General features: G+C 61.1%; 24 protein-coding genes. 5 read left to right on the forward strand and 19 right to left on the reverse strand.

What is annotated here, in order from left to right:
* Window positions 1-78: 78 nt before the first annotated feature.
* On the reverse strand, window positions 79-927 hold the full coding sequence (proC, locus tag E7002_RS01355) for a pyrroline-5-carboxylate reductase (RefSeq protein WP_303727130.1): 849 nt from the start codon (window positions 925-927) through the stop codon (window positions 79-81).
* A gap of 119 nt (window positions 928-1,046) precedes the next feature.
* Window positions 1,047-2,126 (reverse strand): PTS transporter subunit IIC, encoded by a 1,080-nt coding sequence (locus tag E7002_RS01360; RefSeq protein WP_303727131.1) that lies wholly within the window; start codon window positions 2,124-2,126, stop codon window positions 1,047-1,049.
* A 225-nt stretch (window positions 2,127-2,351) separates the two neighbouring features.
* Between E7002_RS01360 and E7002_RS01365 the strand changes: the two genes are divergently transcribed.
* Window positions 2,352-3,830: a DUF1846 domain-containing protein gene (locus E7002_RS01365; protein ID WP_303727132.1), complete on the forward strand. Its 1,479-nt coding sequence runs from the start codon at window positions 2,352-2,354 to the stop codon at window positions 3,828-3,830.
* A gap of 74 nt (window positions 3,831-3,904) precedes the next feature.
* Here E7002_RS01365 and E7002_RS01370 read toward each other — a convergent pair whose 3' ends face one another.
* Window positions 3,905-4,990, reverse strand: coding sequence for a putative ABC transporter permease (locus E7002_RS01370; protein ID WP_303727133.1), 1,086 nt, complete (start codon window positions 4,988-4,990; stop codon window positions 3,905-3,907).
* A gap of 153 nt (window positions 4,991-5,143) precedes the next feature.
* Here E7002_RS01370 and E7002_RS01375 point away from each other — a divergent pair, with 153 nt between their 5' ends.
* Entirely contained in the window at window positions 5,144-5,986 is an 843-nt protein-coding gene (locus tag E7002_RS01375) for a class I SAM-dependent methyltransferase (RefSeq protein ID WP_303727134.1), read from the forward strand.
* Here the strand turns inward: E7002_RS01375 and E7002_RS01380 are convergent.
* Window positions 5,947-6,795 (reverse strand): bifunctional 2-polyprenyl-6-hydroxyphenol methylase/3-demethylubiquinol 3-O-methyltransferase UbiG, encoded by an 849-nt coding sequence (locus tag E7002_RS01380; RefSeq protein WP_303727135.1) that lies wholly within the window; start codon window positions 6,793-6,795, stop codon window positions 5,947-5,949. The two genes, E7002_RS01375 and E7002_RS01380, sit on opposite strands and share 40 nt — an antisense overlap.
* 64 nt (window positions 6,796-6,859) lie before the next feature.
* Window positions 6,860-7,810: an NYN domain-containing protein gene (locus E7002_RS01385; protein WP_303727136.1), complete on the reverse strand. Its 951-nt coding sequence runs from the start codon at window positions 7,808-7,810 to the stop codon at window positions 6,860-6,862.
* A gap of 162 nt (window positions 7,811-7,972) precedes the next feature.
* On the opposite strand from E7002_RS01385, the gene E7002_RS01390 reads away from it, so the two are divergent.
* Both E7002_RS01390 and E7002_RS01395 read left to right on the forward strand, forming a co-directional pair.
* The gene (locus tag E7002_RS01390; protein WP_303727137.1) at window positions 7,973-9,358 is read left to right on the forward strand and encodes a CCA tRNA nucleotidyltransferase; all 1,386 of its coding nucleotides are present in this window, start codon (window positions 7,973-7,975) and stop codon (window positions 9,356-9,358) included.
* Window positions 9,359-9,450: 92 nt separating this feature from the next.
* Complete coding sequence (locus E7002_RS01395; protein WP_303727138.1) at window positions 9,451-10,461, forward strand: MBL fold metallo-hydrolase; 1,011 nt, start codon at window positions 9,451-9,453, stop codon at window positions 10,459-10,461.
* Window positions 10,462-10,478: 17 nt separating this feature from the next.
* Here the strand turns inward: E7002_RS01395 and recN are convergent, their stop codons facing one another.
* On the reverse strand, window positions 10,479-12,107 hold the full coding sequence (gene recN / locus E7002_RS01400; RefSeq protein ID WP_303727139.1) for a DNA repair protein RecN: 1,629 nt from the start codon (window positions 12,105-12,107) through the stop codon (window positions 10,479-10,481).
* A gap of 171 nt (window positions 12,108-12,278) precedes the next feature.
* On the opposite strand from recN, the gene E7002_RS01405 reads away from it, so the two are divergent.
* A complete protein-coding gene (locus E7002_RS01405; protein ID WP_303727140.1) occupies window positions 12,279-13,283 on the forward strand; it encodes an EFR1 family ferrodoxin in 1,005 nt (334 codons plus the stop codon).
* On the opposite strand, the gene dxs is transcribed toward E7002_RS01405, so the two are convergent.
* The 13 genes from dxs to E7002_RS01470 form a co-directional block, all read right to left on the reverse strand.
* Window positions 13,215-15,071: a 1-deoxy-D-xylulose-5-phosphate synthase gene (gene dxs, locus E7002_RS01410; protein ID WP_303727431.1), complete on the reverse strand. Its 1,857-nt coding sequence runs from the start codon at window positions 15,069-15,071 to the stop codon at window positions 13,215-13,217. The two genes, E7002_RS01405 and dxs, sit on opposite strands and share 69 nt — an antisense overlap.
* A gap of 104 nt (window positions 15,072-15,175) precedes the next feature.
* Window positions 15,176-15,427 carry an exodeoxyribonuclease VII small subunit gene (locus E7002_RS01415; protein ID WP_303727141.1) on the reverse strand — a complete coding sequence of 84 codons (252 nt, stop codon included), beginning with the start codon at window positions 15,425-15,427 and terminating at the stop codon, window positions 15,176-15,178.
* 13 nt (window positions 15,428-15,440) lie between these two features.
* On the reverse strand, window positions 15,441-15,965 hold the full coding sequence (gene nusB / locus E7002_RS01420) for a transcription antitermination factor NusB (RefSeq protein ID WP_066664910.1): 525 nt from the start codon (window positions 15,963-15,965) through the stop codon (window positions 15,441-15,443).
* A gap of 15 nt (window positions 15,966-15,980) precedes the next feature.
* On the reverse strand, window positions 15,981-16,328 hold the full coding sequence (locus E7002_RS01425; protein ID WP_066661525.1) for an Asp23/Gls24 family envelope stress response protein: 348 nt from the start codon (window positions 16,326-16,328) through the stop codon (window positions 15,981-15,983).
* A 2-nt stretch (window positions 16,329-16,330) separates the two neighbouring features.
* Window positions 16,331-17,677 (reverse strand): acetyl-CoA carboxylase biotin carboxylase subunit, encoded by a 1,347-nt coding sequence (gene accC, locus E7002_RS01430; RefSeq protein ID WP_303727142.1) that lies wholly within the window; start codon window positions 17,675-17,677, stop codon window positions 16,331-16,333.
* Window positions 17,677-19,578 carry an acetyl-CoA carboxylase biotin carboxyl carrier protein gene (accB, locus tag E7002_RS01435; protein ID WP_303727143.1) on the reverse strand — a complete coding sequence of 634 codons (1,902 nt, stop codon included), beginning with the start codon at window positions 19,576-19,578 and terminating at the stop codon, window positions 17,677-17,679. Before accB ends, accC begins: the two co-directional genes overlap by 1 nt.
* A 198-nt stretch (window positions 19,579-19,776) precedes the next feature.
* A complete protein-coding gene (gene sstT, locus E7002_RS01440; RefSeq protein ID WP_303727144.1) occupies window positions 19,777-21,030 on the reverse strand; it encodes a serine/threonine transporter SstT in 1,254 nt (417 codons plus the stop codon).
* A gap of 132 nt (window positions 21,031-21,162) precedes the next feature.
* Window positions 21,163-21,723 carry an elongation factor P gene (gene efp / locus E7002_RS01445; protein ID WP_303727145.1) on the reverse strand — a complete coding sequence of 187 codons (561 nt, stop codon included), beginning with the start codon at window positions 21,721-21,723 and terminating at the stop codon, window positions 21,163-21,165.
* Between the two features lie 38 nt (window positions 21,724-21,761).
* Complete coding sequence (locus tag E7002_RS01450) at window positions 21,762-22,868, reverse strand: Xaa-Pro peptidase family protein (protein ID WP_303727146.1); 1,107 nt, start codon at window positions 22,866-22,868, stop codon at window positions 21,762-21,764.
* A 48-nt stretch (window positions 22,869-22,916) separates the two neighbouring features.
* Complete coding sequence (gene aroB, locus E7002_RS01455; protein WP_303727147.1) at window positions 22,917-24,020, reverse strand: 3-dehydroquinate synthase; 1,104 nt, start codon at window positions 24,018-24,020, stop codon at window positions 22,917-22,919.
* Window positions 24,002-24,550 (reverse strand): shikimate kinase, encoded by a 549-nt coding sequence (locus E7002_RS01460; protein WP_303727148.1) that lies wholly within the window; start codon window positions 24,548-24,550, stop codon window positions 24,002-24,004. The genes aroB and E7002_RS01460 overlap by 19 nt, the downstream gene beginning before the upstream one ends.
* A 4-nt stretch (window positions 24,551-24,554) precedes the next feature.
* Window positions 24,555-25,724 (reverse strand): chorismate synthase, encoded by a 1,170-nt coding sequence (gene aroC, locus E7002_RS01465; RefSeq protein WP_303727149.1) that lies wholly within the window; start codon window positions 25,722-25,724, stop codon window positions 24,555-24,557.
* A gap of 107 nt (window positions 25,725-25,831) precedes the next feature.
* Window positions 25,832-26,368, reverse strand: a complete 537-nt coding sequence (locus tag E7002_RS01470; RefSeq protein WP_303727150.1) for a YqeG family HAD IIIA-type phosphatase — start codon at window positions 26,366-26,368, stop codon at window positions 25,832-25,834.
* Window positions 26,369-26,376 lie beyond the last annotated feature (8 nt).

The following is a 26,376-nucleotide window of genomic DNA, read 5'->3' on the forward strand; positions in this document are numbered from 1 at the left end:
TTCTCGTATCCAATAAGCAAGTCACGGCCCCGAGCATGCCCGAGGCCGTGTTTCGAAGCAGAGGCACCACAGGCTCGACTACAGCTTCCGAGTCTTCTCCATGGCGCGGCGAACGGCATGCATGGCAGCGGCGCGGAAGCCGTCTTCCTCGAGCGCCTGCACGCCTTCTATGGTAGTGCCCGCGGGCGACGTGACCATATCCTTCAGCTGACCCGGGTGCTTCCCCGTGTCGCGCGCCAGCTGGGCGCTGCCCATAACGGCCTGCGAAACGACCTGGTAAGCATCGGCGCGCGACATGCCCTCGGCAACGGCCGCATCGGCAAGCGCCTCGATGAACAGGAACGTGAACGCGGGCGTGCATCCCGCAACGACGCCAATGACGTCGACCATCTGCTCGGACATCTGCAGAGCGCGACCGCACGAGCCGAAGATGTCGAGCGCAATGCGCATGTCCTCTTCGGTGGCGGTAGCATTGGCGCACAGCCCCGACATGCCCTGGCCAACCAACGCGGGGGTGTTGGGCATGCAACGCACGAGGCGCACGGAGCGCGCCGCGCCCTCGATGCGCTCGAACACATTCAGATTGCCTTCCAAGGCACGCGCGTGCACGAACGAGGCTTCGATCCATTCGATGCTCTTGCCCGCGGCGATGGAGATAAACAGAGGATCGGAATCGACGGTCGCGACTTCCGAGATAACCGTTTCGAGCACGGCCGGCTTGACCGCCAGCACCACCACATCGCACGTGCGCACGATTTCGGAGTTGCTGCTTGCCGGGGTAATGCCCAAGCGCGAGGAAAGCTCGTCGAGCTTCTCGCGAGAAGGATTGCTGGCGAATACGCTCGAGGCGTCGACAAGGCCGGATTCGATAATGCCGCCCATGATCGCCGATGCCATATTACCTGCACCGATAAAGCCGATTTTCATGCTCAAGCACCTCCTGTATACATATGGTTCCATAATACCGAAAAGCGCCCCCGAACGAATCGTACATCTTGCGCGATTCGTCCAGATGGACGCTTTTGCCATAAAGCCACTATAAACGGCTAGTCAAGCTTCAGATCGCCTTCGCGGATAATGCCAAGGCGACGGAACAAAACGCCAAACGCCCAGGCGAGAACGGCGGGAAGCACGAAGCAAACGAGGATCATGCCCAGCCACTCCGCGACGCCGGGCACGGCACCGCCCGAGACCCAGCCCGTATACAGGCCAATGGGGCCCACCAAACCGCACGTGCCCATGCCGCTGGCAATGGCAGCGCCATTCTGCTCCATGTGGAACAGGCACGTTGCCACCGGGCCGGTAATGGCGGACACGAGGATGGGCACGACCCACACGACGGGCTTGCGCATGATGTTGCCCATCTGCAGCATCGAGGTGCCCAGGCCCTGGGAAACGACGCCACCCCAACCGTTATCGCGGAAGCTCAGCACGGCAAAGCCGACCATCTGGGCGCAGCAGCCGGCAAGCGCGGCACCGCCGGCCAAGCCCGTAAGGCCCAGGGCAGCGCAAATGGCAGCCGAGGAGATGGGCAGCGTAAGAGCGATGCCCACCACGACCGAAACGATGATGCCCATCCAAAGCGGCTGGAGCTCAGTAGCCCACATGATGAAGCCGCCCACGGCAGAGGCAAGCGCGCCAATCCAGGGACCGATGGCCATCGCGAGGCCGCAGCCAACCAAGATGGTCACGCCAGGGGTAACGAGGATGTCCACCTTCGTTTCGCCATGAACCGCCTTGCCGAATTCGGCGGCGATGATGGCAATGACGAGCACGGCAAGCGGCCCGCCCGCGCCGCCGGCGGTGTTGGACGCATAGCCCACTGCGGCAAGCGAGAACAGAACCAGGCCGGGGCTCTTGAGTGCGTAGCCAATGGCAACGGCCATGGCGGCACCCGTGGCAGCCTGGGCGAACGCGCCGATGTCGTTGAAGAAGGAAACGCCCGTAAGCGAACCGATGGTGTTCAGAATCGTGCCCATGAGCAGCGATGCAAACAGACCCTGGGCCATGGCCGACATGGCATCGATGGCATACCGCTGGAAACTCACCTCGATGTCCTTACGCGACAGGAATCCGCGGAAACCGCCCTGCCCGCCCTTCGCTACCTGACCACCAGCACGCGCCATAACACATCCTTCCCTCGTTGAGATTATTGGCGGATACATTACGCTTCGTGCAAAAAATCAATTCCGCAAATGAACAATCTTCAAAGAGTGAACTTATTCCCGACCTGGCAAAATGAAACGATGGTGAATGGTCTGGCACCGAATGCAAAGGACGGGGCATTTGCATTAACATGGAGGGGTTGCACAATCCCGGTTTCGCCATTGGCTAGCAAGTTAGGAATACGTATGCGCATAGGCTTTGATAACGACAAGTACATCGAACTTCAGGCAAACCACATCCGCGAACGCATTGCCCAATTCGACGGCAAGCTGTACCTGGAATTCGGCGGCAAGCTCTTCGACGACTACCACGCGAGCCGCGTACTTCCCGGATTCGAGCCCGACTCGAAGATCCGCATGCTCAAGAGCATGATGGACGACGTCGAGATCATCATCGCCATCAACGCCAACGACATCGAGAAGAACAAGATCCGCGGCGACTTGGGCATCGGCTACGACGATGACGTGCTGCGTCTGCTCGACGTCTTTTCCAGCATGGGATTCATGGTGGGCGGCGTGGTCATCACGCGCTACACCGGCCAGCCTTCCGCGGAAGCATTCCGCACCCGCCTGGCTGCTCTGGGCGTGCGCAGCTGCCTGCACTACCCCATCGCGAACTATCCCACCGATATCGAGGGCATCGTAAGCGACAACGGCTTCGGCAAGAACGAGTTCATGGAAACGACGCGTCCCCTCGTAGTGGTTACGGCCCCCGGCCCCGGTTCGGGCAAGATGGCCACCTGCCTCTCGCAGATCTACCACGAGCACAAGCGCGGCGTGAAGGCCGGCTATGCCAAGTACGAGACGTTCCCCATCTGGAACCTGCCGCTGCGTCACCCCGTGAACATTGCCTACGAAGCCGCCACGGTCGACCTCGACGACGCTAACGCCATCGACCCCTTCCACCTGGAGGCTTATGGCGAATCCACCGTCAACTACAACCGCGACATCGAAGTCTTCCCCGTGCTGAAGGCGCTCATGGAGCGCATCATGGGCGAAAGCCCCTACCAGAGCCCCACCGACATGGGCGTGAACATGGCTGGCCTGGGCATTTCCAACGACGAGATCGTTCGCGAAGCCGCCAAGCGCGAAATCCTGCGCCGCTACTTCCACACCTCGGTTGCCGTGAAGCAGGGCAAGGCGGAAAGCATACAGATCGAAAAGCTGCGCCTGCTCATGAACCAGGCGGGCGTAAACGAAGCCGACTTCGAAGTTCGCACGAAGGCTCTGCTGAAGGCCGAGGCCACGGGTGGCCCCGCGGGCGCCATCGAAATGCCCGACGGCCACATCCTCACGGGCAAGACGAGCGATCTTCTGGGTGCCGCATCGGCAACGCTCATGAACGCGCTCAAGTACGCTGCGGGCATCGGCGACATCGACGTCATCAGCGATACGGCCATTCACCCCATCTGCCACCTGAAGACGCAGCACCTGGGCAGCCGCAACCCGCGCCTGCATTCCGACGAAACGCTGCTGGCGCTTTCCGTGAGCACGACGACGAATCCCATTGCCGAGGAGCTCATGAAACACACCGACGCCCTGCGCGGTTGCGACGCGTTCTTCAGCGTCATCATCTCCGAAGCCGACGAGCGCCTGTACAAGAAGCTCGGCATCAACGTATGCTGTGAACCGCGCTACGAGCTGAGCACGTACTACCACAAATAAGCGTCACGCCACGTCAAACGCCGAAGAGCGTCCTGTCATCTTGCAGGGCGCTCTTTTTTTTCGCGCAGTAGACGCTAGCCGAACACCCAACCCGTGGGGCTTAGATACATGAAATGCAGCAGGGCAAGGAAGCCATAGGCAGAAACGAGTACCCAGAACAGCATATCGGCGAACCATCGCGGCAAGCGCGACATGCCCTTGTCCATAAGCGGATAGACGTACCACACGATCAACGTGGCAGCCACGGAATACACGAGCGAATTCTGCAGGCAGATCTGCCCCATGAAGTTGAAGGGCATGTTGCGATAATCCCATAGATGATAGTCGGCATTCGCCGTAATGCCCGTGGTGAAGTCGATAGCGGTGCACGAAAGCGCGATGAGCACGAAGCTCAGCGGCAGCGCTATGGCCACGCGGCCACCCGTACGCTTCATGAGCCATTCCTTGAATGGATGCAGGATCACGACGACCAATGCAATGGCGATGCCCTCGGCGGAAAACGGATACAGCCATTGCTCCCAAAGCATCGCATTGCTCAAATCGTAGTCGCCCATGAAGACACCCGCGGCAATGAGCTGGCAGAACAGCATTTCCGCCCAATGCCCCAGGAACGAGAAGGCCACGAAGTAGATGGCAAGGTCACGCCAGAACGGCCACTTCCGCATGCGATGACGCACGGGAACGGCGGCGGTGAGGAACTTCTCGACCTGGGTGACGCTGCGCAAGCGCACGACGAGCGTTGCATGCACGCGACTGGACACCGCCACATACGATGCCGCCGATACGTATATCAGCAGCTGAAAGGTCACAATGGCGAACATGGGCACCACGCCAATGGAGGTGACCACCTCGTTGCCCGCGCCAAGGTAGAACTCGTCGACGAGCATCAGAATGCACGTGAGAAGCGAGGTAACCACGATGAACGGCCTGCCAAAAGCAGCGCGCCTGGAAATGAACCATACGGAAAGCGTAGAGGAAATAACGGCGAACACCGAGCGAAAGAGCGAAAGGTCGTAGTCGAACTCGGCAGGATTCAGGATAGCCGCATTCGCGAACGCAAGCAGGAGCTCCAAGACGAACAGGGCACGCACGATCTGCAGGCCAGGGCCCAGCGGCGGCAGAGCCTGACGGCGCGAGCCATTTGGCGCGGCATGCTTCATTCGAACCCCCTCTCACGAGCGCATAGTGCCAGTGTATCCCGCATGCCCAGCCGGTAGCTCGGGCGCGGGCATCGGGAAGGCAATTGTTACCTGCCGAATGCTCTTTGTGCGCGTATCATGCGCGCACGCGATGGAAGGCAACTTGTGCGAGCCATGGAAACGCCCCCGTGCCGCACCCATTTCGCCGTGCAGCACGGAACAACACGCTACACTGGCACCATGGAAACCCCGAAGACATACGACATCGCCGTACGCGCCACCCTGAACCAATACGACAAGGCAGCCAGAGAGCTTGCCGAGCACCTGGGCGTGCCCTACCTTGCTCCCGACGCATCGGAAACGCCTGCCGCCACGCTCCTGACCATCGACGAGGCGGGCATGGCGCTCGTTTCCGATGGAATGACCATGCGCGTCGACCTGGGCCATCTGGCCCGCCGCCTGCATCCCAGCAAGGTACACCGCGAGCTGCTCGTACGCGCGGCGAAGCTAAAGGGCGTCGCGGACCCAGTGGCGCTTGACGCGACCGCTGGCCTGGGCGAAGACGCCATGCTACTTGCCGCTGCAGGGTTCACGGTATATGCCTACGAGGCAAACCCCATCATCGCCGCCCTGCTCGCCGACACCATCGCACGCGCGGCGAAAGACCCCGCATGCGCACAGGCGGCAGAGCGACTGCACGTCATCGAAGGCGATAGCATTCAGGCGCTTGCGGAAGGCAGGCATGCGCCCGACGTGGTCTACCTGGATCCCATGTTTCCCGAGCGCACGAAAAGCGCTGCCGTAAAGAAGAAGTTCCAGCTGCTTCATCATCTGGAACGCCCCTGCGAGAACCAGGACGAGCTGCTGCAAGCCGCACTGGCGGCACATCCCCGCAAGGTGGTCATCAAGCGCCCCGTCAAGGGGCCATACCTGGCAGAACGCAAGCCAAGCTATTCCCTATCGGGAAAGGCCGTGCGCTACGATTGCATCGCCTTGCCAAGTGCAGTCGCGGAATAGGCCATTAGGTACTCGTTGAGCGCATGCGTGCGGCCGTCGGCACGAAAGCACGCTACGTCGACCTCTTGCACGCGGGCCATGTGCTCCCTTAGCAATGTGGCATCCCCGTCGTCGAAGCTATGGCAGTAGCGATACGCACCCGGGCGCCCCTGCCAGCCAATAATCCAATCGCCAGGCTCCAGGTCGGAAAAATCAAGCGACTCCCCTTGCAGGGGCAATGCTGTCTGAGCCTGCTCATGCGCAATGCGCGCCTTGGCCGCAAGCCCCGCATCGTCCATGAACCGCCACAGGGAAACCGCCAAGGCCCCCTTGGGCGCACGCGCCCTCAAAAGCGCATCCGCGAGCATGTCCCTGTTGGCAGCCCCGGGCACGTGATGGAAGAAGCCAAAGCAAGCCACGATGTCGAAGGCGCCCGCAGGAACGCCCAGCCACGCATCCGTCTTCGCAGCCTGACCCAAAAGTGCCCGCACGATATCGATGCAATGGTACTCGATGGCAACGTCTTCCAGCCCATCCTCGCACACGAGCTGGGGGCACGAATCAAGCGCCGTCACGCGTAGGTTCGCTTCGGGAAACGCCTCCCTCAGGTATCGCTCGAAACGCAGCGTGCCACATGCCACGTCGAGAACGCGCAGCGGAACCTCGCCCGAAAGACGCGGATCGCCCGCGCCCCAGCAATCGCGCAGCTGCTGGGCGCACCGCACCCACCCCGGCCAAGCCGAACGACGCGTCGACGCAAACGAATCGGCATGGGCGGCGTAGAAGGCATTGTTAAGGCTGGCAAGCGCTACCGCAGTGTCATTCCTCACGAACGCACCTCGCAACAAGCAGCGGCAAGCATGCCCTTGCATTCATGCAGCATGCAGGCCCCGCCTAATCGTAGTCAGGGTACACGCGGGCGCCCGACTCGTCGACGCTCACGATGACGCCGTCGACATCGCGCACGAACTTCGAGAGCTTCGAGTAGCCAAAGTCCTTTACGTTGAAATCGGGATACGCCTCGTAGACCATATCGCCGATCTTGCTCAAGCTCACGCCGCCCGTCTTCCCCTTGCGCACCTCGTCGACGATGAACGACGAAACCTCGCCACGCAGGCTATCGGCATCGCGCAGGGCCACGAGCACCACGTTGTGGCGACGTTCCAGCTGCAGGTTCGGGAAGCTTTCCAGGAACTTCGAAAGCTGGCTGTAGCCAAAGGCGCGCACGTCGAAATCGGGATAGATGTCCACCAGGCGGCTGCCTATTTCGGCCAGCGAGATCTGCGTGCCCTTGCCGCTGTACTCGTTGATGATGTCCACGATCGCCGAAGACGTCTCCTTCAGGCTGACGCCATTCTCCTCGAGGGAATGAACCTCGGATGCGGCCGTCTCGGCATCTTCCTGATCCTGGCTGATGACCTCGAGCGCCGTAAACACCGTGCAGGCATTGCGGAACGAGCGAGGCGTCTTCTGCTCGCCCATGCCCACCACCGTCATGCCGGCATCGCGCAGGCGGCTCGCCAGGCGCGTGAAATCACTATCGCTGGAAACGATGCAGAACCCCTGCACCTTGCCTTCGTAGAGGATGTCCATGGCATCGATAATGAGAAACGAATCGGTGGCGTTCTTGCCCTTGGTGTTGGCAAACTGCTGCATGGGGGTAAGCGAATACTCCGCCAGCACATCCTTCCACTTCCCCATCTGGCTGCTCGTCCAGTCGCCGTAGATGCGACGGTACGTAACCTGGCCATGACGGCTGGTCAGCTCGTTCATGATGGCCTGAATGTACTTTGCGGAAATGTTGTCGGAATCAATGAGAAGCGCAAACGATTTACGGTCTTCCATGGGTTAGCCCCTATCATGCTTCGCGCCGTGAATTTCTAATCACCTCGCATTCTAGCGCATCGCGGCACGTCATATGAACGTCTACGCAATTGCCCATTGCACGTCGATATCAAGTGCGGAACGCGGTGCGCGGGCACGGGTCACTGCGGGTAGAATAGGGGCATGGATAATCCTTTCGACAACAACGAGCAGGGCAATCAGGCCATTCGCGTCCTCGGCATCCTGGAAGATGCCGGGCTCGAGGCATGGCTCGTGGGCGGTTGCGTACGCGACGCCCTACTAGGCCGCCCCGTGCATGACTTCGACATTGCCTGCAATGCGCTCTGGAACGAAACGCAAGCCGTACTCGAGGCCAGCGGCATTCGCACCGTGGAAACCGGCATAGCGCACGGCACGCTCACGGCCATCAGCAAGGGAACGCCCCTGGAAATCACCACGTACCGCATCGACGGAGCGTACACCGACGGCCGCCACCCCGATTCCGTGCAGTTCACGCGTTCCATCCAGGAAGACCTGGCACGACGCGATTTCACCATCAACGCCATGGCCTGGCATCCCACGCGAGGGCTTCTCGATCCGTTCAACGGGCAGGCCGACCTTCGCGCGCGAACGATCCGCGCCGTGGGCGAACCGGAAAAGCGGTTCATGGAAGACGCCCTGCGCATTTTGCGAGGCGTTCGATTCGCAAGCCAGCTTGGGTTCGCCATAGACCAACAGACCGCATCGGGCATGCGCGCGCAGGCTTCCAACCTGAAGCTCATCGCGGCCGAGCGCATATCCCACGAACTCGAAGGCCTGATATGCGGCGAGTACGTACATGGCGCGCTCATGGCATACGCCGACATCATCGGCCGCGTCATCCCCGAGGTCACTCCCATGATCGGGTTCGATCAGAAAACGAAGTACCACATCTACGACGTGTGGGAGCACACCGCCTACGCCGTGCAGTACGCCACGCCCGATCCGCTTGCGCGCTGGGCGACGCTCTTCCACGACATCGGCAAGCCCAGCACGTTCACCGTCGACGAGGAAGGCGTGGGGCATTTCTACGGCCACGCCCACGAGGGCATCCCCCTTGCGAAGCGCGCGATGAAGCGCCTGAAGATGAGCCCCGCGTTCATCGAACGCGTCACCACGCTCGTGCGCTATCACGATTGCCCAACCATCCCCGAGCCAAAATACGTGAAGCGGCTCCTGCGCAAGCTCAACGGAGACCCCGAGCTGCTGCGCGCCCTCTGCAGCGTGAAGCGCGCCGATTCCCTATCGCATGCCCCCGAATACCAATCGGGCGTTGCCCATGCGCAGGCCATCGAGGATTGCCTCGACCTCATCCTCGCGCAGAGCCAGCCCTTCACGGTAGCGGCCCTCAACGTAAGCGGAAAGGACCTGCTGGCAATGGGCATGCCACAAGGGCCCCACATTGGCGCGGCCTTGAACGCCATGCTCGAGGCGGTCATGGACGAGACGCTCCCCAACGAACGCGACGCCCTTCTGCGTTTCGCACGCGAATGGTGGAGCAAACGTGAAACCGAGATAAAGCAAGCGTAGAAAAGCAGCCGCTAAGCGCACTTCAAAGCTCTCATTCCCTTCGCAAGCGATAGAATACGGGCAATCAAGCGAAATGTCGGAAGGAGGGCCTGGTGAATCTGCAGCCTATCGAGGAAATCAGACCGCGCATCTGGCGCGTTCAGGTTCCCCTGCCCGACAACCCCCTCCGATTCCTGAATTCCTACTTCATCCTGGGAGACGACAAGACGACCATCGTGGACGTGGGATTCGATAACCAGGAATGCTCCGATACGCTCGATGCAGCGCTGGCATACTTCGGCCGCAGCTGGGATACCGTAGAGATCATCCTCACGCATTCCCACCCCGACCACACGGGTTGCCTCGACCGCCTGTGGACGCCCGGCATGACCATTCACGCAAACATGCATTCCTTCCAGGAAGTAAGCGACAACCTGGCCATGGAGGCGGAAATCATCGAGCCCGTCCTGGAGCGAATCGTCGGCGAAAAGGTTGGTCTTGCAGGTGGCAGTGGTGGCCGCGACGGATCGCGCACCGTGCTCACCAGCGAACTGCTCCCCCTGAAGAAGCGCCCGAACTTCCACTTCCTGGACGACGGGGACGAATTCAAGGCCGCTGGCTACACGTTCCGCGTAGTCGCCACGCCCGGTCACGACAACTGGCACATCTGCCTCTACGAGCCCACCGCACGCTTGCTCATTGCCGGCGATACCGTGCTCGAGCGCATTACGCCCACGGTTTCCACGTGGCTTACCTCGCGCGATAATCTGGGAGACTTCCTTTCCAGCCTGCGCAAGCTGGGCAATCTCGATATCGACCTTGCCCTAGCAGGACACGGAGAGCCCTTCGAGCAGGTACATGAGCGCTTGGCGTTCCTGCTGAACCATCACGCCCAGCGCCTGGACGAGATCGATGGGCTGGTAGCCGCAGGCTCTTCCACGCTCGCCGACATCGCACGCAACTGCGCATGGAAGCACGCTAACTGGGATGCCTGGTCGCTTCAGCAGAAGTACTTTTCGCTGGGCGAGACCATGGCGCACCTGGTGCACCTTATGCAAAGCGAACATGTTGCCTGCACCATCTGCGGAAACGACATGCGCTTCACGTCCATGGCGCATTCGTAGCCCACGCAGGGCACCCGCTACGCCCGTTCTTGAAGCAACGCGCGGGCATGTTCCATGCTCATGCTGCTTGCATCGCCCGAAAGCATGCGCGCGATTTCGCGCACGCGGCTAGTGCCGCTTACGGGTTCGAGCTGGGTGGAAGGTTCGCTTCCGCCCGTTTTGCTTACCACGTAATGGCAGGCACCCGCCACTGCCACCTGGGCCAAATGCGTAACGACGATAACCTGGTGCGTCTTCGAAAGATCGACTAGTACGTCGGCCAGAGCGCGCGCAGCGCTGCCCCCTACCCCAGCGTCGACCTCGTCGAACACGAGCGTTTCCACGTCGTCGCGCGAACCCATGACCACCTTGATGGCAAGCATGACGCGGCTCGTCTCGCCGCCCGAGGCAATCTTTCCCAAGGGGCGCGCGCTCATGTTCGCGCCAGGCTTGAAGAGGAACTCCACGGCGTCGGGCCCCTGGGCCGTCCACGATTCGCGCGGCAACTGGGTAACGCCGCATTCCAGCGTTGCGCCATTCATTTCCAAGCGCCCCATCTGGGCGGAAACCGCCTCGGCGAACTGGGGAGCGGCACTGGCGCGGGCGTCGTGCAGCGCGCTGGCCGCACGAGCCAAGGCCTCTTCCGCCGCCTGGACTTCCGCCTGCGCTTCCCGCAGGCGTTCGTCGAGCGAATCGTAGGCCGCAAGCGCCTGCAAGGCTGCCTCGCGCGCTTCGAAGACCTGTTCCATGCCAGGCCCCCACGTGCGCATGAGCCCCTGCAGCTCGCCAAGGCGCTCCTGCATTTCCGCCAGGTTCACGGGCGAGTATTCCAAATCGTCGCGATAGGCACGCGTGTCGCGCGAAACGTCCTCAACAACGTAGCTGGCTTCGCGCAGGCTTTCCGCCAGCGCCCCCAACGACTCGTCGACACCCGAAACGCGCTCCAGGAGGCCTGCAGCCTGCGAAAGCGCGTCGAGCGCCCCGCCCTCGCCCGAAAGGGCCTGATACGCACCGGAAACGGACATCATGAGCTGCTCGGCATTCTCGGCGCGCGGAACGCTGGCAAGCAGCTCTTCGTATTCACCGGGCATGGGATTCACCTCGCCAATGCGCGTTACCACGTAGCGCGCCTGGTCGACTTCCTCGTTGCTCATATTCCCCGCTTCACGCACCGCCCGCAGGACGCTGGCGGCCTCGTTCGCCGCGCGCCAGGCCTGCGCATATGCTTCCATGGGCTGGGAAAGCGAGGAGCCCATCCAGGCGTCGAGCATCTTGCGGTGGTTGGCGGCCACGCGCAGGCGCTGATGCTCGTGCTGGCCGCACAAGTCGACGCTGGCGCCCACCGTGTGCGCAAGCTGCTGCACGCTGGAAATGGAACCATCGACGTGCACCCTGCTTCGACCATCGGCGGAAAGGGTGCGGCTTACCACCACGCCTTCCGCCTCGTTCGACGACGGCGTGTAAAAGCGCCCCTCGACCGACAAAGAGCTGGCGCCTTCCCGAACCATATGGGCATCGGCACGTTCGCCCACCAACAGCTTCAACGCCGACAGCAGGGCCGTTTTGCCGGCACCCGTTTCGCCCGTGACCACCGTAAGGCCCTGGGCAGGCGAAAGGGTGGCCTCCTGGATGAGGGCAACATTCTTCACATGCAGTTCGTCGATCATAGACTTGCCTTTTCTGGGATATAGAACACGAACAAGTGTACCATGTTTTGCGTATCGTATAATAACGTCTTGAAACGAAACGAGAGACGAGAGGGCACGGTTAGCCAAGCAGGCGCATACGCGGCCAGCCTGGCGCCCCAGACGAACGCAACAAGCTTTACCAGGAACAATATGATCTTCTACTTCACCGCAACCGGAAACTCCCTCGACGCAGCCTATACCATCGCCGAGGCAACGAACGACCGCATCGCAAGCATTGGCCACGCCACGAAGGAAGAGGCGTATGGCTTCGAGGTGGAGCAGGGAGAGCCGCTGGGCTTCGTCTTCCCCGTGTACATGTTCTCCACGCCGCGCATCGTAGACGAGTTCCTGCGCAACGTGCGCTTCCTCACGCCGAACGGCAATCCCTTCGTTCCCGGGTACTGCTATTGCGTCGTAACGTACGCGGGGCTGGTGGGCACCACGCCCAAGCAATTCGAGCGAACCCTGAAGAAGTACCAGAACATCAGGCTCGACGCCTCGTATTCCGTACGCAACGTGAGCAGCTGCATCTACCTTACGAGCCCCGGGTCCCGCGCGTCGCAAACGCGCAAGCAGGAAGAGGCGCACAGGAACGCCCGCGCCATTGCACGCAGCGTCAGCGGCATGAAGTTCGGGCATTTCGAAGCGCGCAACCCCCTGGGCTCGGCGTTCTCGGCAGTTACCGGCAAAGAGGGAAAGCGCTTCGCCGTCGACAAGTTCCTCGTGGACACGAACGCCTGCCTGCACTGCGGTACCTGTGCGGAAATGTGCCCCACCAACACCATTCGCCTGGATAACGGCTACCCCGTATGGATAGAGGGCAATTGCACGCAATGCCTGGCGTGCCTGCAGCGCTGCCCCGTTCACGCCATCCAATTTGGCACGTCGACCCAGCATAGGCCTCGCTACCTGCACCCCATCCTGCAGCGTCACCAGTACATGAACGAGGCGATTGCGCGCACGCTCGACATGCAGGTGCCCGAACCGGAAGCACCCGTGTACGGCACGCTCGAGCAGAGCGAACCTATGGAAGCCAATCAGGAAGAGCCCCTGCCGCACCACGGCGAACAGGGCGAAGAAGAAAGCCTAGCGACCGAGCTGGGAGCGGATGGCGCTAGCGATGCCATTGGCGCCGATGCCGAGTCGGTCGAATAGTTCGTCGACCGGGCCCTGCTCAACGAACTCGTCGGGCAAGCCCATAACGCGCACGGGAGCAACGAGCCCCTGACGGGCCATGGACTCGAGCACGGCCGAACCAGCACCGCCACACACGGTGCCCTCTTCCACGGTAAGAACGAAACCCGTAGCGGCGGCTTCGCGAACCGCCTCGTCATCGACGGGCTTCACCCAGCGCATGTCGACCACGCGCACGGAAATGCCCTCTTCGGCCAGCATGGAAGCTGCAGCCTGCGCGTACTTGACCATATGCCCAAATGCCAAGATGGCGGCATCGGAGCCCTGACGTACCACGACGCCCTTCCCCACGGGCCAAGACTGGGGCTCTTCGGGCAGGGCAACGCCTTCGGCCTCGCCACGCGGATAGCGCAGCGCAACGGGGCCCGTAAGCTCGAGCGCCGTATGCAATGCATTCACCAATTCGGCCTCGTTGGAAGGCGCCAGAAGGCGCATATGGGGGATCATACGCAGATACGCCATATCGAACACGCCATTGTGCGTGGGGCCATCGCTGCCAACCAGGCCAGCACGGTCGATGGCAAATACCACATGGCGCTTGGCCAGGGCATTGTCGATGATAATCTGGTCGATGGCACGCTGGAGGAACGTTGAGTAGATAGCCACGACGGGAACCTTGCCCGCCGCCGCCAAGCCACTCGCCATGCCCACGGCATGCTCTTCGGTAATGCCCGTATCGATGAAGCGATCGGGGAACTCCGAAGAGAACGGGTCGAGCCCGGTACCGTCCTTCATGGCCGCCGTAATGGCCACGATGTCCTTATTCTTGCGGGCTTCGCTTACCAGCGCGCTGCCGAACACGCTCGTGTACTTGGGATTCGCATTCGGGTTCTTGTGCACCTTGCCCGTGGCGATGTCGTAGGGCCCCACGCCATGGAAGAGCTCGGGATTCTGGCGGGCAGGGCCATAGCCAATGCCCTTCTTGGTAACGACGTGCACCAGCACGGGGCCATTGCTCTGGAGCGCCACGTTGAACATTTCGCGCAACTGATGCAGATTATGGCCATCAACGGGCGGCGTGCAGGTGATGCCCAGCTGCTCGAAGAGCATTGCCTTGGGGATGACCAGGTGCTTTACCGAATCCTTCATATTGCGGCCCAGGTTCAGCATACCCTGCGTCACATTGCCGCCATCCTCCATGGCGCCTTGCACGGCGTCGCGCGTCTGGCGGTAGCGAGCCGAAGCGCGCAGATAGCCAAAATGACGCACGAGCGCGCCCACGGGGCGCGAAATGGACATGGCGTTGTCGTTGAGCACGATGACAATGGGAAGCTGCTCTTGGCCAATGTGATTGAGGGCTTCGAAGGCCATGCCGCCCGCAAGCGAGGCATCGCCAATAACGGAGACGATCTTGCGAGAATCGCCATTGAGCTTGGAGGCGTAGGCAAGGCCCATGGCGACGGAAAGGCTGTCTGACGCATGACCCGAAGGATGCGCATCGTATTCGCTTTCCAGAGGGTTGGGGAACCCGGTTATGCCATCAAGCTTGCGCAGCGTGTTGAACTGGGAAAGACGCCCCGTAAGGAGCTTGTGGGCATATGCCTGATGGCCCACGTCAAACACGATGCGATCTTCGGGGCAATTCAAGAGAGAATGGAGCGCCACGATGATTTCCACGGCGCCCAGGCTAGAGGCCAAGTGACCGCCATTCGTGGAGGTGACGGAAACGATCTCCTCGCGAATTTCCTTGCAGAGAATGGAAAGCTCCGGTTCAGAAAGCAGCTTAATATCGCTAGGATTTGAAATCATATCGATAATTCGATGCTTGTCTTCCACGCTTCCCCTTCCATTCAACGTCACTGAGTACCGTAGCACGCTAAAACCTGCTTTACCAGCAAGCATTAGGTTACGGCTTACAGCGAACGTTCTCCGTCGCTCGCAACGGATTCTTCGATTCCAGGGGCGCTGGCTTCGTCGCCTTCCGGCGCGCCACCCTGGGCAATACCCTCTTCCAACAGCGAAGAGGCCTGCATGCCAAGTTGAACCGCTTCCTCGAACAGAGAAAGCGCATCATCCAGGGGCATGTCATCATCTTCGACAGCCGCCTGGATTTCCTTCAAACGCGTATTGATGCTCTCGAATGAGGGCTTTTCGCTTTCGGACATGCGCCTAAGCTTCCTACTGCTCGTCGTCCGAAGAAGGCTCTTCTTCGGCTGCGGCGATAACGCCTTCAGGCATTACGTCACGATGGAGCGAAAGATCTTCGTCGACCTCGGGCACATCGTCGGAAAGGCCCTGGTCACGAGCAATGCGACCCAGAACGCCATTCACGAAGCGCGAGGAATCGTCTTCGCCGCCAAATTCCTTGGCCAGCTCGACGGCCTCGTTGATGCACACGGAAACGGGAACGTCGGTTTCGTGCAGCATCTCGTATACCGCCATGCGCATGATGGAACGGTCGACGAGCGGCATGCGCTCGAGGGACCAATTCGAGGAAGCCTCGTCGAGAAGCTTGTCGATGCGCACGCGATGCGCAGCTACGCCACGCAGCAGCTCGATGGCATACGGGGGAAGCGTGCCGCCCTCGGGCAGGGCATCGCCCTTATCGGCGATTTCCCATGCGGGAACGCCGGTAATTTCACTTTGATACAGAACCTGCACCGCCATGCGACGGGACAGAATACGTTCATGACGTTTTTTCATGCTATACAACCACGTCTATTCGAAACGAATGCCGTCGATGAAGACATCGACGTTAGAAACATTAATACCCACCTGCGTATTCACGGCGTCGGCAACGGCAACGCGAATACGGTTGGCGAGCTCGGGCAGGACCTGGCCAAAGTACACTTCCACGCGAACGCTTACGGAAATGGTACCGGCTTCGGTAGCCTGAACCTCGATGCCCTGGGTGCTGGGCTTCTGCTGAATGGCCGAAAGCAGGCCGCTGGTGGTGGAAGGTGCGCCAACACTGGCAACGCCTTCGACATCCTTCAGCGCGATGGCGATGATGGTTTCCACCACGCCTTCGGCGAGAGCCATGCCCTCAATATTCAAGTCTGACATGTTTAATCCCCCATCTCGGTTTCAATGAAATCGGTATAGGCATTGCCCTCCACGAACGCCGGAACGTCGAGTACCGACTGGTGGAAGGAAATCGTAGTGTTGACGCCCTCAATCTTGAACTCATCGAGCGCACGCTTGCCGCGGGCAATGGCCTCGGAGCGCGTAGAGCCCCATACGATGAGCTTCGCGATAAGGGAATCGTAGTACGGGCTAATGCGGGAACCCTGCTCGAGATAGCTTTCCACGCGCACGCCAGGACCAGCGGGAAGCGTGAACTTCGTGATGGTGCCGGGGCTGGGGCGGAAATCATGCTCGGGGTCTTCCGCGTTGATGCGGAACTCGATGGCATGGCCATACGGCGTAAACGGAGCGCGTTCGGCGCACGTCATGGGTTCGCCAGCGGCAATGCGAATCTGCTCCTTGATGATATCGGTGCCCGTAATCTGTTCCGTAACGGGATGCTCTACCTGAACGCGCGTGTTCATTTCCATGAAATAGAACTTGCCGTCCTGATCGAGCAGGAACTCGATGGTGCCCGCAGAGCGATAGTCGACCGCACGCACGGCCTTGATGGCCGCAACGCCCATGGCACGACGCGTCTCGGCGTCGAGCGCGGGGCTGGGAGCCTCTTCCAGGAGCTTCTGATGACGACGCTGGATGGAGCAATCGCGCTCGCACAGGGCAACGCGGTTGCCGAAGTCGTCGGCGAGGATCTGAATTTCCACGTGACGCGGGCGAAGCACGAGCTTTTCCAGGTACACGTCGTCGTTGGCGAAGGCGGCCTTCGCTTCGGACTTGGCGGCCAAGAACTGGCTTTCCAGGTCTTCGGCCTTGTGCACCTCGCGCATGCCCTTGCCGCCACCGCCAGCACTGGCCTTGATAAGCACGGGATAGCCCACGCGCTCGGCGAAGGCGCGAGCCTCTTCAACCGTTTCCACGGTGCCATCGCTACCAGGAACGGTGGGCACGCCGCAGCGCTTCATAGTGTCGCGCGCGACCGACTTGTTGCCCATGCTCTCGATGCACTCGGGAGAGGGGCCAATCCACACGATGTCGTTATCGGCGCAGGCGCGGGCGAAATCGGCGTTCTCGGAAAGAAAGCCATAGCCCGGATGAATGGCCTGCGCGCCGGTGTTCTTCGCGGCGGCAATGACATTCGCCATGACCAGGTAGCTCTTGTTCGCGGGAGCAGGGCCGATGCACACGGCTTCGTCGGCATAGCGAACGGGAAGCGTGTCTTTGTCTTCGGTGGAATACACCGCAACCGTTTTAACGCCCAACTCGCGGCAAGCGCGCATGACGCGCAGCGCCACTTCCCCGCGATTGGCGATGAGGATTTTATCGAACATTATGCGTTCTCCGGACCGGTAGCGTCGTTTGCATTGTGGGGCTCGATGTAGAAGAGCACCGTGCCGAACTCAACGGGCGTGGCATCTTCCAGGCAGACCTCGCGGATGGTGCCCATCTGCTCGGCGCCAATCTCGTTCATGAGCTTCATGGCCTCGATGATGCACAGCGTCTGGTTGGCTGCGACCTCGTCGCCCACGGTGACGAAGGGCGGCTGATCGGGCGCGGGAGCAACGTAGAACGTGCCCACCATGGGAGCCGTAACGGGAACCCACGAAGCGGGACGGTTCGACTCGGCTGCGGGAGCGGAAGCCGGGGCGGCCGCAGGAGCAGGAGCGGGAGCCGCTGCGGGAGCAGCAGGTGCGGCAGCGACGGCTGCAGCGGGAGCAGCCTGCATGGCGCTGGGCATGCGGACGGCGATGCGAGCGCCTTCCTCTTCAACGACGATTTCGCCTACGCCGCTTTCCTCTGCAACGCGAACCAGCTCGCGAATCTGATTGATATCCACGTAATCTTCCTCCTTGGTTTCGCTCGACTCCTCTTCCATCAGGAATTCGACCGATTTCGATGTACGGTGCTTGCTCAGGTACGTACGCGCTTCGTTCGGGAACATGGCGTACATGAGAACGTCTTCTTCGCTCTGCGCCAGATCGCCGATTTCCTCTTCGAGCTCGGCGAACGTGGTGGTGACCAAAGAGCCAGGTGCAACGCTGGGATCGAGGCGCTCGGCGGCACCCACGACCTTCTTCACGATAGCGGGATCCATGGGGCCGGGGGCCTTGCCATAGTAACCGCAGATGTAGTCCTTCATTTCCTTGGAGACGATGCCCCAGCGCTTGCCCGTGAGCACGTTGAACACGGCCTGCGTGCCAACGATTTGGCTCATGGGCGTTACGAGCGGCGGATAGCCAACCTCGGCGCGCACCTTGGGGATCTCCTCCATAACATCGGGCAGGCGGTCGAGCGCGTTCTGCGTCTTCAACTGCGAGACGAGGTTGCTCATCATGCCGCCGGGCACCTGATGACTGTAGACCTTCATGTGAATGAGGCTGGACACGCCGCGCTTGTAGTGGCTACGCTCGCGCACCTGCTCCCAGTATTCGGCGATCTCGAACAGCAGGTCGAGGTTGAAGCCAGTGTCGTAGCGGCTTTCCTGCATGGCTGCTGCGATCATTTCCACCGCAGGCTGGCTGTTGCCGAATGCGAGCGGCGCCGTGGCCGTGTCGACGATGGCAGCGCCGGCTTCGGCGGCCTTGATGTAGTTCGCGGGGGCCATGCCGCCAACGTAGTGGCAATGCACGTGCACGGGCAGGCCGATTTCGGCGTTCAGGGCACGTACCATGCGTTCCGTGCGATACGGCGTGAGCATGCCTGCCATGTCTTTGATGGCGATGGAATCGGCACCCAGGTCCTTCAGCTGCTGAGCGTATTCCAGGTAGCTATCGAGCGTATGGACGGGGCTCATGGTGTAGCTGATGGCGCCTTCGAAGTGGCCGCCACATGCCTTGATGGCATCGGCGTTGTCGACCACGTTGCGAATATCGTTCAGCGCGTCGAACACGCGGAAGATATCGATGCCGTTGCGCTTTGCCGCAGCGATGAAGCGCATGCAGACTTCGCGCGAGTAATGCTTGTAGCCAACGAGATTCTGGCCGCGCGAGAGCATGGACAGACGCGTATTGGGCGTTTTGGCCTTGATCGATCGCAGACGCTCCCACGGGTCTTCATCGAGGAAGCGAAGGCAGGAATCGAACGTGGCACCGCCCCACGCCTCGATGGCCCAGTACCCCACTTCGTCCATCTTGGGAAGAATGGGGAGCATATCGCCAACGGGCATGCGCGTAGCCCACAGGCTCTGCTGGCCATCGCGTATGGTGGTATCCATGATCTGAAGCTTGGGCATATGTGCAAACCTCCTAGGTTTCGAACTCAATATTATAGATAGACGCGCAGTTCGATACTCTTACGCGGGTAATTTCATGGACAAGGTACACAAACTGTGTGCATGACGGCATTGGGTGCCGACCGTCACATGCAGGATACGAAAAACGGGTTGGAAGCTCGTGCCCCAACCCGTTTCGCGCACTGGAGCGGGTATGGGCTATAGAGCAGCCGGAACCCCCTCGGCATCCTTGCCGGGGACGTAGTCCTTGCCATCCTTGTTCCACTGAACGTATTCCGCCGTGGCCGTGAAAAGCGCGTCGGAGGAAGAGTTCAGAGCGGTTTCGCAAGAGTCCTGCACCACGCCGATGATGAAGCCAATGCCCACCATCTGCATGGCGATGTCGCCGCCAATACCCAGAAGCGAGCAAGCCACGGGGATGAGCAGCAGGCTGCCGCCGGCAACGCCGGAAGCGCCGCATGCGGAAACGGCTGCGAGCACGCACAAGATGACGGCTGTGAGGAAGTCGACCTGAACGCCCATGGTCTGTGCGGCGGCCATGGCCATAACGGTGATGGTCACGCAGGCGCCGGCCATGTTGATGGTGGCACCCAGCGGAATGGACACGGAATAGTTGTCGGGGTCGAGGCCGAGTCGGCGGCACAGCTCCATGTTCACGGGGATGTTTGCCGCGGAGCTGCGCGTGAAGAACGCGGTAATGGCCGAGTCACGCAGGCAGCGAAGCACCAGCGGATAGGGGTTCTTGCGGATGTTGACCCAAACCATGAGCGGGTTCGTGACGAAGGCGATGAAGAGCATGCAGCCTACGAGCACCAGCAGCAGCGTGCCGTACTCGGTGAAGATGTCGAGGCCACTGGTGGAAACGGCGTCGTACACCAGGCCCAGAACGCCGAACGGGGCGAACGAGATGATGATGCGCACCACGCGCGAAACGGCCCCAGCGATGTCGGAGAACAGATTCTTGGTGCCATCGGAAGCAGCGCGCAGCGCCACGCCAAGGAGCACGGCCCAGCACAGAATGCCCAGGTAGTTCGCCTCGGTAAGCGAGCCCACGGGGTTGGACACCACGCTGACCAGCAGGTTGGAGAGCACCTCGCCCACGCCAGAGGGAGCCGTCTTCGTGGCGGCCTCCACGCCTTCGAGCGTAACGTGCAGCGGGAAGATGAACGTTGCGAGCACGGCGACGACGCCAGCTACGAACGTGCTCACCAGGTACAGCGCGACGATGCGCTTCATGGCGCCCACGCGGTTCGCGTTGCACAGTGCGCTGATGATCAGGAAGAAAACGAGAATGGGGGCAATCGCCTTCAACGCCGATACGAACAGCGTGCCGAGCAACGTGATCCACTCTGAATTCGGCGCAACGAGCGCGAGAATGGTGCCTATGACCAGGCCGCAAACGATACGCAGAATGAGACTCCACGAATTCCAAGTATCCCAGATCTTTTTCACGGTGGTTCCTCTCGGTTAGACTATCTAACTATTTTCACTCTATTAGGCTGTAGTGGCAAGAGGGTTTACCAGAATAAAAAGGCGGACGGCCCCATAAGGAACCGCCCGCCGCGACATGCAGTGTAATGCGAACTAGACGCGCTTTACGAAACGACCGTCGCGCGTGTCGATCTGAACGACTTCGCCCACGTTGATGTACATGGGAACGTTCACCACGGCGCCCGTTTCGAGCGTAGCGGGCTTCGTGCCGCCCTGAACCGTGTCGCCCTTGAAGCCGGGGTCGGTTTCGGTGATTTCCAGTTCAACGAACATCTGCGGGGAGATGCTGATGAGCTCTTCGCCGGCGTACTGCAGGGTGACTTCGTCGTTTTCCTTGAGCCACTTGGCGTTGTCGCCGATGACGTCGGCGGGGATGCTCATCTGCTCGTAGGAGACGGGATCCATGAAGTAGTAATCGGCACCGTCGTTGTACAGGTACTGCATCTTGCGCTCTTCCAGGCGAACGCTGTCGAACTTCGTACCGCTGTTGAACGTGTATTCGACCACGCGACCGGAACGGATATCGCGAAGCTTCGTGCGCACGAACGCACCGCCCTTGCCGGGCTTCACATGCTGGAACTCGGCGATGGTCCAGAGCTTGTTGTTGTATTCGATGCAGATGCCGTTCTTGAAGTCTGCGGTGGAGATTGCCATATCGAATTACCCTTCTTGTCTTCTTTGCAAGATAACCGCTAGATTATAACTAAATCGTGCGTAGATTGTGTAAATACCCTAAAACCATCATGGGTAACCAGGCCGAAGTCTTCGAGACGCATGCCGAATTCGCCTTCGATGTAGATGCCAGGCTCCACTGTCACGACGTTGCCCGCCTCGAGGGGCTTATCGTTGCGCGGGCTGAGCACGGGGCGCTCGTGAATGTCGATGCCCACGCCATGACCCAGGCCATGCCCCATCGCACCCGCATAGCCGCCCTGGGCGAGCACGTCTTCGGCCAGCTGATGCGCCTGCGCACCGGTAACGCCCGGACGAATCATCGCCTCTACCTGCTCGTTGGCGCTTCGCAGCACTTCGTAGGCATGCGCCAGCTGCGCGCTGGGCTCGCCCAAAAACACCGTGCGCGTCATGTCGCTGCAATAGCCCAGGGCACGCGCGCCGAAATCCATGACCACGCACTGACCCGCTTCGAGTCGCGTGTTACCGGGAATGGCATGCGGGCGGGCGCCGTTCGCACCCGTGGCGACGATCGACGAAAAAGCCAGCCCACGGGCCCCGTGGCGCGTCATGTAATCCTCGAGCTCGATTTGCACCATGCGCTCGGTCATGCCCGGCTTCATGAACGAGACGATATGGCTGAAGGCGGCATCGGTTACGGCCTGGGCGGCCACGAGGCGCTCCACTTCGTAGCTGTCCTTCACTGCGCGCAGGGAAACGCCGAAGCCCGACGTCTCGAGCAGCGAAGGCGCACTCCCCTGCCATGCGCGCTCCAGGGCGCGAAACTCCAAGAGGGGCATATCGTCTTCGATGGCGATCTCGCGCGCATCGGGCTGCATGCTCGCAAGCCACGAGGCATGCCCCACGCGCGTATCGTCGATTTCCACCTGCGACCCCTGCGCTGCGAAACGGCACGCCGAGGCATAGCGCGAATCGGTATGCAGCACGCAAGAATCAGCCGTAACCAGAACGGCATGCGCGCGCTCGTCGTCGAATACGTCATCGAACGCCGTGAGCCACGCGATATTGCTCGTATCGCGCAGATACAACGCCTCGATGCCCTCTCGTTTCATCCGCGATCGCATGCGTGCCAGGCGCAGGTCGCTCGCCGCAGTGGCAAAGCTCATGGAGCTCATCCCCCATCTACATTTGATAGCGTTATTCCAGTTGGAACCTTATTTCGAGCGAGACCACGCGTCAAGGTGCTCGCGCAGAATATCCTCTTCCACGGGAAGGACGGACCACGAGCCCACATCGCTGGGGATGACGAAGCGAATCTGACCATCACGGTTCTTCTTGTCGGAACGCATGGCATCGATGATCTGACTGGGCGAAGCGCTGAACGCAAGCGGATCGAGACCCAGGCTGTCAAGCAGGGCGTCCTGCTCGTGCACCAGGTCGATGGGAGCGTCGGCCAAGGCAACGCCCAGGCGCATCGCAAAGCGCATGCCCTCGGCCACGGCGGCGCCATGAGAATACACGCCGTACCCCGCAAGCTTCTCGATGGCATGGCCCAGCGTATGGCCATAGTTCAGGCACTCGCGCGTACCGGAACGTTCCTGCTCGTCGGCAGCCACTACATCGGCCTTGAACACCACGCTGCGAACGATGGCCTCGTTCACCACCTCGGGGTCGCGCTCGGCCAGGCGCGATGCATTTTCGACGAGCCAGAAGAAGAAATCGTCGCCACCTATGACGGCGGATTTGGCAATCTCGCCGCAGCCGCACGCCCATTCGCGTTCGTTCAGCGTGGCGAGCGTGGAAGTGTCGGCGCATACGTACGCAGGCTGGTAGAAGGCACCCGCCAGGTTCTTCCCCGCCGGCAGGTCGATGGCCGTCTTGCCGCCCACGGAAGAATCGACCATGGCAAGCAGCGAGGTGGGCGCCTGCACGAAGCCAATGCCGCGCATGTACGTGGCCGCGGCAAACCCCGCCAAGTCGCCAACGACGCCGCCGCCCAAGGCAACGACGCACGCGGAACGGTCGAGGCCCTTCTGGGCCATGGCCTGCCAAATCTCGGAAAGGCAGGCAACGCTCTTGCTTTCCTCGCCTGCGGGAATCGTAATGCTCGACGTGCGCAGGCCCTCGGCCTTCAGGCTAGAAACGGCAATATCGAGATAGAGTGGAGCCACGTTCGAGTCGGTAATGAGGAGGGCCTGATGCGCCTGGGGGCACGTAGCGCGCACGCGCTGACCAATGCCCTGCAGAATGCCCGCGCCCACGCGAACATCGTACGAGGACTTATCGGCGAAATTGACGACTACTTTCGTACTGGGCACAGTATGCCCTCCTTAACGAGAATATCCTTCACTTCATAGGCCATGCGGCCCGACGTGCGGCTGGAGGAATCGACGGTGACGTCGGCCAGCTCTTCGTAGAGGGGCACGCGCACCTGATTGACCGAACGGACCGATTCCATGCTGTGGAAGAACGGACGCGAATCGTGATTGCTGATGCGCTCGGCGCTTTCGTCGGCCGTGACGTGCACGTAGACGGCAAAGCCGCACGTGCGGATGATTTCGCGGCTGCGCTCGCCCATGACGATGCCACCACCGCATGCGATTATGCGGGGCTCGCCCTGCACGAATTCCTCGAGCGTTTCGGCTTCCATCTGACGGAAGCCCTCTTCGCCCGCCTGCTCGTAGAGCTCCTTTGCACTCATGCCGTACTTGCGCTCCATGCAGCGATCGGTGTCGGCGCAGATGAGGCCACACTCGCGCGCAAGGCGGCGCGCCATGGTGGTCTTGCCCGCCCCCATGAAGCCAATGAGGAACACCGGCTGCGTAAGCGTGTACAACGTGCGTTCCATGACGTTACCGTGACTGCGTGCGGATGCGGTCCATGTACGAGGCGAGATTCGCCTTGATGTCATGCATGTTGTCGCTGCCGAACTTTTCGGTGTAGGCAGCAGCCAGCGCGAACGCGACTTCGGCCTCGCCCACCACGGCCGCGGCGGGCACGGCGCAAACGTCGCTGCGCTCCCTGCTGGCAAGCGCGGGTTCCATGGTGTCGATGTTCACCGTTTCCAGGGGGTTCTTCAGCGTGGGAATGGGCTTCATGGCACACGTGACGACCAACGGCATGCCCGTGGTCATACCGCCTTCCAAGCCGCCGGCATTGTTGCTGGTGCGCGTGAAACCGTCGTGCGTAAGCGCAATGGGGTCGTGAACGTGACTGCCTTCGAGTGAAGCGGCCTGGAATCCCATGCCGAATTCCACGCCCTTGATGGCGGGAATGCCAAACAGGGCGGCACCAATCTTGCTGGTAAGGCGGCTGGCACCGCTCGAGAAATCGCCCAAGCCGGGAACGAGGCCCGTGGCCACGACGCGGAAGGTGCCACCAAGGCTTTCCCCCTTGATGCGGGCGACGTCGATCATCTTCATCATCTTCAGAGAAGCTTCGGCGCTGGGGCAGCGAACTTCGGAAAGCTCGATGTCGGCCAGGTTGTACTTCCCGCAACGCATGAACGCGTCGGATTCCTCGTATCGTGCGCTGCCGATGGAGGTGACGTAGCTGAACACCTCGACGCCCAATTCGGCCAAGAACTCACGCGCAATGCCCGCAGCGGCAACGCGAGCAGCGGTTTCGCGCGCGCTGGCACGTTCGAGCACGTTGCGGCAATCGTCGGAGTTGTTCTTTAGGATGCCCACCAGATCGGCATGACCAGGACGGGGCGTCACCTCGCGTACGAGGTCGTTGGGAGCGGAACCGGAAGCGGCCATGCGATCCGTCCAGTTCTGCCAATCGCGGTTGGGAACGCGCAGGCACACGGGAGTGCCCAGCGTTACGCCAAAGCGAACGCCCGATTGCACTTCGACATGGTCGGCCTCGATCTTCTGACGACCACCGCGGCCGTACCCCGATTGACGACGCCGAAGGTCGGAGTTGACATGTGATTCGGAAATGCGGAGGCCCGCAGGCACCCCACTGACAATGGCGGTGAGCGCCGGACCATGGCTTTCGCCAGCTGTAACGAACTGCATGCGATTCCTCACGTCGCTGTGGATGTTAGGGAGATTCTAGCACGATAAAGTGCCAGAGCGACCGCGCGTCAAGCCGCGCCGCGAAAGGAGCAAACGAACGGTTTGGCCTAATCGCGCGCGTCTGGCGCACAAGAGGAGGCAGCGTGCTCGTTTTCGGGAACGAGACCCGCAAGCAGCGCTTCGCGCAGGGGCTTGAGGGCGTTGGTGTGACGCAAGTCGACTTCCGAAAGCGGCGCGACGAGATAGGCCTTCATGCCCAGCATGTGGGCGCCCATCACGTCGGTGAGAAGCTGGTCGCCAATGACGACGGTGTCGTTGCTGCGCGCGCCAATGGCCGCGCGGGCAGCCAAGAGCCCATGAGGAAGCGGCTTGCATGCCTTCGCGACGACGGGAATGCCCAGTTCCCTACCGTGGATACGGGGCGTGTCGTGCCAGTTGTTCGAGACGATGCAAAGGCTCACGCCCGCATTCCTGGCACGGGAAAGCCAATTCCGCACGTCGGAGGGCACATCACCCGAGGCGCGGGAAACGAGCGTGTTGTCCATGTCGAGCAGCGCATGGGTAATGCCGCACCCCAGAAGGTCCTTCTGCACGTCAATTGCGGAAATGCGAGCGAAATACCTATCGGGATGAACGATGCCCATAGCGCAAC

Source organism: Denitrobacterium detoxificans (assembly GCF_015062615.1).
In the GTDB taxonomy this organism is placed as follows: Bacteria; Actinomycetota; Coriobacteriia; order Coriobacteriales; family Eggerthellaceae; genus Denitrobacterium; species Denitrobacterium detoxificans_A.

Excerpts from the sequence above, each read along its gene's own strand:
- E7002_RS01405 (WP_303727140.1), top strand. The coding sequence starts at position 12,279 with ATGATCTTCTACTTCACCGCAACCGGAAACTCCCTCGACGCAGCCTAT.
- accB (WP_303727143.1), bottom strand. The coding sequence starts at position 19,578 with ATGCCCAAGCTTCAGATCATGGATACCACCATACGCGATGGCCAGCAG.
- E7002_RS01375 (WP_303727134.1), top strand. The coding sequence starts at position 5,144 with ATGGAAACGCCCCCGTGCCGCACCCATTTCGCCGTGCAGCACGGAACA.
- E7002_RS01385 (WP_303727136.1), bottom strand. The coding sequence starts at position 7,810 with ATGGAAGACCGTAAATCGTTTGCGCTTCTCATTGATTCCGACAACATT.
- E7002_RS01425 (WP_066661525.1), bottom strand. The coding sequence starts at position 16,328 with ATGTCAGACTTGAATATTGAGGGCATGGCTCTCGCCGAAGGCGTGGTG.
- E7002_RS01450 (WP_303727146.1), bottom strand. The coding sequence starts at position 22,868 with ATGAGCTTTGCCACTGCGGCGAGCGACCTGCGCCTGGCACGCATGCGA.
- E7002_RS01460 (WP_303727148.1), bottom strand. The coding sequence starts at position 24,550 with ATGGAACGCACGTTGTACACGCTTACGCAGCCGGTGTTCCTCATTGGC.
- E7002_RS01360 (WP_303727131.1), bottom strand. The coding sequence starts at position 2,126 with ATGGCGCGTGCTGGTGGTCAGGTAGCGAAGGGCGGGCAGGGCGGTTTC.
- accC (WP_303727142.1), bottom strand. The coding sequence starts at position 17,677 with ATGTTCGATAAAATCCTCATCGCCAATCGCGGGGAAGTGGCGCTGCGC.
- recN (WP_303727139.1), bottom strand. The coding sequence starts at position 12,107 with ATGATCGACGAACTGCATGTGAAGAATGTTGCCCTCATCCAGGAGGCC.
- E7002_RS01365 (WP_303727132.1), top strand. The coding sequence starts at position 2,352 with ATGCGCATAGGCTTTGATAACGACAAGTACATCGAACTTCAGGCAAAC.
- aroC (WP_303727149.1), bottom strand. The coding sequence starts at position 25,724 with ATGCAGTTCGTTACAGCTGGCGAAAGCCATGGTCCGGCGCTCACCGCC.
- efp (WP_303727145.1), bottom strand. The coding sequence starts at position 21,723 with ATGGCAATCTCCACCGCAGACTTCAAGAACGGCATCTGCATCGAATAC.
- proC (WP_303727130.1), bottom strand. The coding sequence starts at position 927 with ATGAAAATCGGCTTTATCGGTGCAGGTAATATGGCATCGGCGATCATG.
- E7002_RS01415 (WP_303727141.1), bottom strand. The coding sequence starts at position 15,427 with ATGTCCGAAAGCGAAAAGCCCTCATTCGAGAGCATCAATACGCGTTTG.
- E7002_RS01370 (WP_303727133.1), bottom strand. The coding sequence starts at position 4,990 with ATGAAGCATGCCGCGCCAAATGGCTCGCGCCGTCAGGCTCTGCCGCCG.
- dxs (WP_303727431.1), bottom strand. The coding sequence starts at position 15,071 with ATGATTTCAAATCCTAGCGATATTAAGCTGCTTTCTGAACCGGAGCTT.
- nusB (WP_066664910.1), bottom strand. The coding sequence starts at position 15,965 with ATGAAAAAACGTCATGAACGTATTCTGTCCCGTCGCATGGCGGTGCAG.
- E7002_RS01390 (WP_303727137.1), top strand. The coding sequence starts at position 7,973 with ATGGATAATCCTTTCGACAACAACGAGCAGGGCAATCAGGCCATTCGC.
- E7002_RS01470 (WP_303727150.1), bottom strand. The coding sequence starts at position 26,368 with ATGGGCATCGTTCATCCCGATAGGTATTTCGCTCGCATTTCCGCAATT.